The organism is Mycobacterium sp., assembly GCF_050701675.1.
GTDB lineage: Bacteria > Actinomycetota > Actinomycetes > Mycobacteriales > Mycobacteriaceae > Mycobacterium.
The window spans coordinates 1-7823 of record NZ_JBOGDD010001048.1 but is presented as its reverse complement, the minus strand read 5'-3'; the positions used below and the strand labels follow the sequence as shown (position 1 = coordinate 7823).

Sequence of the window (7823 nt, the reverse complement as noted above, 5' to 3'; positions counted from 1 at the left end):
CATTCTGTCCTTCGACCAAATCAGGGAAGCGCATCGCCTGATGGAGACGGGCCAAGCCAGCGGGAAGATGGTCGTCGTACTGGGCTGAAAGCACGCCCAGGTGTCCTCGCCGTCCACCGGACCGCGCAAAACACATTGAATGAACGGCTTTCCCATCTGACGCGTTGCCATGTCACCGGCCGATCACGAGTCAGTGCGCGGACAGAACGAGGCAACGTAGTCGACCGCGGCATTGAGGGCCAACCGAAACGGCTCGGCCGTCCCGATGGTGTAAGTGAGCATGGTGCCGCCCTGGTGGGCAACAAGCAGGACCGCCGCCAAGTGGCGAGGATCAGCATCGGCGTTCAGCTCACCGCGGCGCCGCATCGCGGTCAGACCAGCCTGCAGTTTGAGGTGCCAATGGTCATATCCCGCCGCGAGGTCACCGAGGACTTCTTCATCGCCCTCCAGAAGTTCACCAACCAACGAACCGTAGATGCATCCGCCACGCAAATACTGCGTCTCCACCTGGCTCGTGTAGATCCCGGCCCAGTTCCTCAAGGCCTCGATGCTGTCGAGTTGGCCCAGTTCGGGCCGAGACTGGAATTCCAGGACGTCGCGCGTGCGAAGAGCGACGACGTGACGAGTCAGGTCACGCTTGCCATCGAAGTAGTGCGACAGCTGTGATCCGCTGACTCCGACGGACTTGCGCACGTCGTCCAGGCTGGTCCGGTTTGCGCCGTGTTCGAACATGATGTCGGCGGCACCTCGTACGATGCGGTCACGCGTAGCCACCCCCTTTTTGGTGAAGCGCAACCGGCCGTCGTCGACGGGGGTGTGATCGGTACGCCGCCGACGGGGTCGGGTGGCCTTGCGCCCCAACCGTTCGTCGGGATCGGTGGCGAACAGGCGCAGGTAGTTGACCACGAACCGACACGCATCGGCCAGTGGCCACTCCTGCCAGTGGGCGAAGGCAATGAGGCCTGCGCCTTGATGGCCCGCGATGAGAATCAGGGCGAGCTGCCGGGGCGTCGCCGGGGTGACCAATGTTCCGGTGGACTTCATGTGTCGAAATGCCTCCTCGAGCAGTTCGACCCAACGCCAATAGCCAGCAGCGAGGGTGTCACGGGTGGCACCATCGGATTTGGCCAACTGCCCGGCGAGCACGTGATAGGTCGGCGTCCCTCGGTAGCCGATATTGCGAAGATAGCCTAAATTCAGCTGAGCCCACCGTTCGAAGTCCTCGAACGTCTGCAATCCAGCCAGCGAGGGCTGCCGGTGAAAGTCCAACACCACCTCGATCTGGCGCTCCACCAAGCCCCTAATCAGCGCCTGCCTGTCGGCGAAGTAGTGAGTCAACTGAGAGCCGCTCACAGAACCGGTGTGGCGCACCTTGTCCAAGTTGAATCCCGAGACGCCCTCCGACAAGAGCACCTGTGCAGCCGAACGCAGAATGCGCTCCCGGGTGGCGCGTCCCTTTGCGGTGTACCGCGGCGGATCAGGAAGCGCTCTGCAAGCCATCTACTGCAACGGTCTTCTGCAAAGCGAGATCTGGAATCCCGTCTCTCGCAGCGAACGGACCCGCGATCCCACGGGTGGATATCGGCCGACCTGCCTCCTGCACCTTCCGGTTGCCCGGTAAGAGATGGTCGTGTGTGCCACGAGGACGTGTTCTCCGATCTGCCGTCGCAATGGAGGCAGCAAGGATGCGATTCGCGCGCATTTGAAGCGCAACCCGGAACTGTCGACCATGACTGGGCGCACCAGCCCATATTAATGCTCACGTAAGCACGCACGTCAAGAAGGAAATACCTAAACACCGCTGGCGCATATCGAAACAGCGGCGCATAATGGGTGAGTTGCCCCATTATTGCAATTGACTCCGAGCCGGAAACGAGATTCGCCCTCGGCCAGCTTCAAGGTCCGAACAATGCCGGGTAATCCGAAGACGCATGGGAAGAACGGGTTTCGATGGCGAGCTGGGTGAATGCAGTGGTGGTACTGAATGCGCGCTTGGAGGATCCTGTCAGTGTCGCACGGAATCCCACCACGGCGGCCACCACCGACGAACGTCACGATCCAATGAAGGGGTGACCGGTGGATCGAATCCTGCACGCCCTCATCGGTGACCTGTCCGTGCTGCCGGACAACGCGATCAAGGCTTCGACTCTGTTCATTACCGCAGCGGTGCTCTTTCGCTTCACCGAACGGCGGACGTTGGCAGACTTTGCACCGATCGACTGGATTACCGCAGCCGCCGCCGGTGCGATCGTGGGGCGCGCCGCGACCGCGACCGACACCTCGTGGCTTTCGGCGAGCATCGCACTGGTCAGCCTGCTGACGACGCACGCACTATTGGCCAGATTAAGGTTCATTCCGAGCTTGCGGCGCCTGATAGACCCACCGCCAAGGATTCTGATCCGCGATGGCAAGGTCAACCATCGCAACGTCCGGCGATGTGGGCTTACCACTGCGGATCTGCAGGCACTACTGAGACAACACGGACACCGCAACACCGACCGCGTTCACCTAGCCGTATTCGAGGCCAGGGGCGCCATTTCAGTCCTCTCCGCCAATGACGGGTTCTGCCAACACACAGCGCCTGTCGCGGAAGGCGTCGACCCATGAAGCCGGTACTTCAAAACAAGGGAATGTGCATGAACTTCGATTACAAGAACCGCAGCGCGATCGTGCTCGCCGGCGGCGCCACTCTGATAGTCGTGGGCATCCTCGTCGCCGCCTGCTCCAACAATGGCGAGCAAAGCCCAACCCCCAGCCCCACGACCACGACCACGACCACGACGTCCCAAGGCGCGACGCCGGCGCCAACCGAGAAGAACATCAGCCCCACTGGTGGAAACCTCTTCACACCACCGGTCAAGGCCACGCCGGCGCCCAATATTCCGGGCGGACAGCACCATGGAATCAACGGCATACCTTGATATTTCGTCGCCAACGGGGATGCCGCCAGTAACTACGCGATTCGCACCATTTGGTCCGGCTCTCCTCAACCGCGGACCAAGGCCGACATGCAGTCACGTATCACGATGGAACGGTTCGCGAACCCGTGAGCTAGGCGGTCGACTCGGCGGCGTCGCGATAGCCCTCCAATAGGCGCAGCCACACTTCGCTTATCGTCGGGAAGCAAGGAACGGCATGCCACAAACGCTCGATCGGGACCCGACCCGCGACGGCGATCGTGGCCGAGTGGAGCATTTCGGCCACACCCGGTCCGACGAACGTCACCCCGTGCAGATAACCCTCGTCCAGGTCGACCACCATCCGAGCGCGCCCACTGTAGCCGTCGGCGTAGAAGTTCGCCCCTGGCACGGCCTGGCCCATGTCGACGTCGACCGTCCGAACCCGATGGCCATTCTGTTCTGCCTGCGCAGCGGTGCGCCCAACCGAACCCGCTTCCGGATCGGTGAAGAACGCCTGCGGCACAGCAAGACTGTCGGCCGTCGCGACGTGAGCACCCCACGGTTCGGTGTCCAACGATCGCCCCTCGGCACGCGCACCGATCGCCGCGCCGGCGATACGCGCCTGATACTTGCCCTGATGGGTCAGCAACGCTCGATGATTTGCATCGCCGAGGGCGTACAGCCATTCGCCGTCGACATCGCGGGCCAGGCAGGTGTCGTCGACCTCGATCCACGCACCAGGAGCCAGACCGACGGTGTCCAGGCCGATGTCGGCGGTGTTCGGCGTGCGCCCGGTCGCGAAGAGGATCTCATCGACCTCGATCTTGTCGCCATCATCGAGAATCACGCCGATCGGGCCGCTACCGCCGGGTCGGTGCAGTTCGGTGACGGAGACTCCGACGCGGACGTCCACACCGGCCTCGGTGAGACCGCGACTGACGTACTCACCGACGAACGGCTCCATCCGTGGCAGAAGACCCGCACCGCGCGACAACAGCGTCACCTTGGACCCGAGACCTTGCCAGGCGGTGGCCATTTCGACCCCCACACCCCCTGCCCCGACCACGGCAAGGCGCGGCGGCACCGCACTGCTATCGGTCGCCCTACGGTTCGTCCACGGCTTCGCCTCGGCCACCCCGGGAACGTCCGGGACCGCCGCGGTACTGCCCGTGCAAACGATCACCGCGTGACGGGCTCTCAACACGACCAACTTCTCATCGGCCGTGGTCACCACGACCCGCCGCGGCCCATCGAGCCGCGCATGTCCGCGATAGAGATCTACTCCCATTGCGCCGACCACGTCGGCCACCGGGGTGTCATCCCAATTCGTCACGTAGCGGTCACGCCGACCGAAAACACCCGACGGTGAGATCGAACCGGTGACGGCCTCACGTGCACCATCGACGCGACGGGCATCATCGAGGGCGAGTACCGGACGCAGGAGCGCCTTGCTCGGCACGCAACCCCAGTAGTTGCACTCCCCACCGACGAGCTCGCGCTCGACGACCGCGGCCGACAACCCCTCCGCGTGTGCTCGGTCGGCGGCATTGATCCCCACCGGACCCGCGCCGAGCACCACGACGTCATAGTCGTGGCCCGCCGCCCGTTCCGACCCGGCGTCCAAGGTTGGTGCTGGAACATTCATCGTCACGACTTCCTCTCTAGATCAGGCACTTTCGGGATCTGCGTCTGCATCGGGGCGATGGCCACGTTCTTGTAGGACCCAGCCGTTGTCGTCGGGATCACGAAAGCTCGCGAAGCTGGCGTAGTCGACACGAAGGGGATCGATGCCCGGTAGCAGGCCTCCTCGCCAACCACCCTCGGTGTCCTTGTGCCGAATCCCGCTGACGGCTATCCCCCTGGCTAGTAGTTCCTGCCTGCTGGCCGCGATGTCGGCAACGACCAGATACAGGCCGCGCAGTCGGCCAGTGGGAACATCGGGAAGACCGATACCGAACTGTACCGAGGCGCTCGATCCCGGCGGGGTCAACTGGATGACACGGAAGGTCGGCGATGGGGCGTAGTCGACGTCGAGGTCGAATCCCACTAGGTCACGGTAGAAGTGCAGTGACAGATCAGGATCCGACACGGGAAGAATGACGACTTCGAGGCGGCTCTTCATCAGTTGCGCCTAGATCAGGCTGCCGTGGAGTATCTCGTCGGCATCGAGTCCGCGGTCGAGTCCATGGGCGATGACGGTCTGTCCGGGCTCTAGGTGAAGCTGTTGACCGTCGAGGTGGACGTCGACCTTGTCCGGCTCGAACGACACCAGGTTGCGCACCCGTTCCGCTTCGGTCCACGCGTTGGTGTAGGACCACGCCGCGCGCTGGCGTTCTCCGACCGTGTAGTAGTTCGCAAGGCCCTTGTACGGGCAGAAGGTCTGTCCGTCAACGGGTTGCAGCGCCGATTGATCGACGTCTTGTCGGTGCACGTACCATCGCGGGGCGAACCCCGACTCATAGAGCACTACCGGCCGCTGAGTATCGGCGATCACCCGCCCGCCCTCTCGAACCACCAATTGTCGTGAGGTTGAGCGGATGTCGATTCGGTGGTACGAATCGGCAGCATGCCCGACGATGCGTTCGTCTTCTTCGTAGAAGGCATCCATCGCGCGCCAAGCGAAGGCGACGCACCCCGCCAGAACGGTTGCATGACCCGGCAGCGACTCGAACTGCCACGCCGCTCTCCTGGCTTCCCGCTGCGCCGTCTGGACCGTGAACCACGCCACGGGGCCGAGGTCGGCGTGCTCGGTGACGTGGTCCTCCTCGACGAGGATGCCCTCGCAGACATCGCGGCGCGGGAAGTAGGCCACGGGGTAACGGCCCGGTTCGTGCAGAAGTACCACGTCCTGGCTGTCAGCGATCCACAGTTCCCCCAAGCGCACACGCATGCGTCGGCGCAGTGGCTCGACGAACAGGAGCCGCGGCAGTGGCTCGGCAGTGAGGAAGTGGCCGACCGACTTAGCTGCTAGCGGTCCCTGCTGCCAGGCCAGACCCATGGTGATGTCCTTTCGTCCTACCCCCAGCGCGCTGCGCCTTCGGGGCCAGCCGCTGAATCCGGATACCCAAGGGGTCGTGGACCGGTCCTTGATCGTCTACCACGGAAGAAATATTCGCAGGATTCCGACATTTGGGTTTCTATCCCCAATATTCTGGGGCATAGAACCCATATTGTCCATACCGCGTCATTCACGAGGTATTCAGCGGTTTTGCGATGCCACGCGATCGGGTCAGTAGGATATCTTCGTTCGCGCTCTGGCTTTGGCGGCACGCTTGGCGGATGGCGTTGCGAACGAGGCGACGTAATCCAGGGAGGCGTCGACGGCGTGCCGGAACGGATCACCGGAGCGTGTCACATGGGTCACCATGGCACCGCCCTGGTGCGCAGTGACCAGTGCGACCGCAAGATGGCGCGGATTTGCGTCGGATATCAGATCACCGCGCTCGCGCATCGCGCACAGACCGTCCTCGAACAGCCGGAGCCAGCGGCCGTACCCGGCGGCAAGGACGTCGAGAATCGAGTCGTCTGCCTCGAGAAGCTCGCCAGTCAGCGAGCCGTACACGCAGCCACTTCGTAGATAGTCCGGACCGGCCTGTTTCCAAGACAAGTCAGCCCACGCCCGCAATGAGTGAAGGCTGTCTAGAAAGCTGAGCTTCGGCTGGTTGTGAAACGCTACGACGAAGTCGGTACGAGCCTCAATCACTCGACGGGTGAGCTCTTGCTTGTCGGCGAAGTAGTGCGAGATCTGCGATCCGCTGACCCCGACGGCCTTGCGCACGTCGTCGAGGCTGGTGCCGCTGACACCGCGTTCGTACATCAACTCGGCGGCCCCTTCGACGATGCGGGCCCGCGTGGCCAATCCCTTCGCTGTGAATTGTGAGTCGCCGACCGCTTGCGGCGCGGTGAAGTCCCGCCGCTTGGGCGTCCGACGTGGCCGGCGGGGCTGACGTTCGGCGGGATCTGCAGCAAACAGGCGCAGGTAGTCAACAGCGAATCGAGTGGCCTCGGCCAGCGGCCACTCTTCCCGGTAGGCATAGCTCAAGATCCCGGCTCCCTGATGCAGACACACCACTACCAGCGCAAGGTCACGGGGCTGCGCGGATTTGACCAGGATGCCGCGGCTCTTCATCCGGGCGAATGAGTCTTCGAGAAGCGTTACCCAGCGCCAGTATCCGTCGGCGAAGGTCTTGCGGGTGGTGTCATCGTATTTCGCCAGTTGACCGACCAGTGTGTGATAGGTCGCCGTACCTCGATAGCCGATCTTGCGCAGGTAGCGCATGTTGAGATCGATCCATCGCTCCCAGTCCTCGAAGGTGTCGAGTCCGCCCAGCCTGGACTGACGGTGAAACTCCAATACTCCTTCGATTTGCCGCTCTACCACTGCGCGGATCAAATCCTGTCTGTCGACGAAGTAATGAGTGATCTGCGATCCGCTGACCGAGGCCTCCTGGCGCACCCTGTCCATGCTGAAACCCGACAAGCCCTCGGCGAGCAGCACGTTCGCCGCCGACCGCAGGATCCGCTCGCGGGTGGCGAGTCCCTTGGCTGTGAATACTCGCGAATGGGCTTCTTCCGCATTGATGGTTCGCGCAAATTCTGCCATTTGGGCAAAAGACTACCTGCGGTACCACATTTTGGGGGGCGGCGCCCCACTTCTCGGCCCGAGAAGCCGCGTACGATGGCCCGGTCAGTTGGACGGCCCGGCCGCCAGCGGTATCCCGGCACGCCAGATCAGCGCGCGGTGACGATTGGGTTGTCGGCCTCCAGTCGCTACCGCCCCTGTCCGAGGAACTTCAGGATGAGCGCAGTCACCTCGTCCAACGCCGACTCGAGCAGGAAGTGCCCACCCTCGAGAAGGTGGATCTCGGCATCGGGCAGATCCGCCGCGAAGGCTTCGGCACCGGCGGGCCCGAAGATCTCGTC

General features: G+C 63.2%; 8 protein-coding genes. 2 read left to right on the top strand and 6 right to left on the bottom strand.

Features of this window, described 5'->3' with window-relative positions:
• Positions 1-183: 183 nt before the first annotated feature.
• The gene (locus ACRDUX_RS32145) at positions 184-1500 is read right to left on the bottom strand and encodes a TetR/AcrR family transcriptional regulator (protein WP_526420112.1); all 1317 of its coding nucleotides are present in this window, start codon (positions 1498-1500) and stop codon (positions 184-186) included.
• Positions 1501-2076: 576 nt separating this feature from the next.
• Between ACRDUX_RS32145 and ACRDUX_RS32140 the strand changes: the two genes are divergently transcribed.
• A complete protein-coding gene (locus ACRDUX_RS32140; protein ID WP_526420110.1) occupies positions 2077-2607 on the top strand; it encodes a DUF421 domain-containing protein in 531 nt (176 codons plus the stop codon).
• On the top strand, positions 2604-2921 hold the full coding sequence (locus tag ACRDUX_RS32135) for a hypothetical protein (protein ID WP_526420108.1): 318 nt from the start codon (positions 2604-2606) through the stop codon (positions 2919-2921). The genes ACRDUX_RS32140 and ACRDUX_RS32135 overlap by 4 nt, the downstream gene beginning before the upstream one ends.
• Before the next feature lie 130 nt (positions 2922-3051).
• Here ACRDUX_RS32135 and ACRDUX_RS32130 read toward each other — a convergent pair whose 3' ends face one another.
• The 5 genes from ACRDUX_RS32130 to ACRDUX_RS32110 all read right to left on the bottom strand — a co-directional run.
• Positions 3052-4545, bottom strand: a complete 1494-nt coding sequence (locus tag ACRDUX_RS32130; RefSeq protein ID WP_526420106.1) for a dihydrolipoyl dehydrogenase family protein — start codon at positions 4543-4545, stop codon at positions 3052-3054.
• A 21-nt stretch (positions 4546-4566) separates the two neighbouring features.
• Positions 4567-5022, bottom strand: a complete 456-nt coding sequence (locus ACRDUX_RS32125) for a VOC family protein (protein WP_526420104.1) — start codon at positions 5020-5022, stop codon at positions 4567-4569.
• Between the two features lie 9 nt (positions 5023-5031).
• Positions 5032-5898 (bottom strand): DUF427 domain-containing protein, encoded by an 867-nt coding sequence (locus ACRDUX_RS32120; protein WP_526420102.1) that lies wholly within the window; start codon positions 5896-5898, stop codon positions 5032-5034.
• A gap of 231 nt (positions 5899-6129) precedes the next feature.
• The gene (locus ACRDUX_RS32115; RefSeq protein ID WP_526420100.1) at positions 6130-7503 is read right to left on the bottom strand and encodes a TetR/AcrR family transcriptional regulator; all 1374 of its coding nucleotides are present in this window, start codon (positions 7501-7503) and stop codon (positions 6130-6132) included.
• 167 nt (positions 7504-7670) lie between these two features.
• Positions 7671-7823 (bottom strand): alpha/beta fold hydrolase (locus tag ACRDUX_RS32110; protein ID WP_526420114.1); only part of this gene is annotated, 153 nt, incomplete at its 5' end.

Coding starts and splice junctions, on each gene's coding strand:
- ACRDUX_RS32145 (WP_526420112.1), bottom strand. CDS start 1,500: ATGGCTTGCAGAGCGCTTCCTGATCCGCCGCGGTACACCGCAAAGGGA.
- ACRDUX_RS32130 (WP_526420106.1), bottom strand. CDS start 4,545: ATGAATGTTCCAGCACCAACCTTGGACGCCGGGTCGGAACGGGCGGCG.
- ACRDUX_RS32115 (WP_526420100.1), bottom strand. CDS start 7,503: ATGGCAGAATTTGCGCGAACCATCAATGCGGAAGAAGCCCATTCGCGA.
- ACRDUX_RS32120 (WP_526420102.1), bottom strand. CDS start 5,898: ATGGGTCTGGCCTGGCAGCAGGGACCGCTAGCAGCTAAGTCGGTCGGC.
- ACRDUX_RS32125 (WP_526420104.1), bottom strand. CDS start 5,022: ATGAAGAGCCGCCTCGAAGTCGTCATTCTTCCCGTGTCGGATCCTGAT.
- ACRDUX_RS32135 (WP_526420108.1), top strand. CDS start 2,604: ATGAAGCCGGTACTTCAAAACAAGGGAATGTGCATGAACTTCGATTAC.